At 37.7% G+C, this 316-nt stretch carries 1 protein-coding gene; it reads right to left on the bottom strand.

Annotated elements, in window-relative coordinates; translation table 11 throughout:
• Positions 1-37: 37 nt before the first annotated feature.
• Positions 38-316, bottom strand: a 279-nt coding sequence (locus SB775_RS28400; protein WP_410864516.1) for a 23S rRNA (pseudouridine(1915)-N(3))-methyltransferase RlmH, incomplete at its 5' end; no start/stop codon positions are given.

Below are 316 nucleotides of genomic sequence, written 5' to 3'. Positions count from 1 at the left end.
GTACCTACCAGTCAGATTAATAAATAAAAAACCTCATTTACTTATGGTACGGTTCACCACGATTAATCCGAAACGCTCTATACACCTGCTCAAGCAATACTAATCGCATTAATTGATGTGGTAATGTCATCTTCGAAAAAGAAAGAGATTCGTTTGAACGCTTCATTACTTCAGAACTAAGCCCCAGTGATCCACCAATTACAAATGTGATCTTGCTCTTTCCATATGTAGCAAGGCGATCTAAGTTTACCGCAAATTCTTCTGATGATTTTTGCTTTCCTTCTATTGCTAATGCAATGACGTGCGTATCATCAGA

Source organism: Peribacillus sp. SIMBA_075 (genome assembly GCF_046534585.1).
Note: the sequence above shows the minus strand (reverse complement) of the source record. Positions and strands in the feature narration are given on the sequence as shown.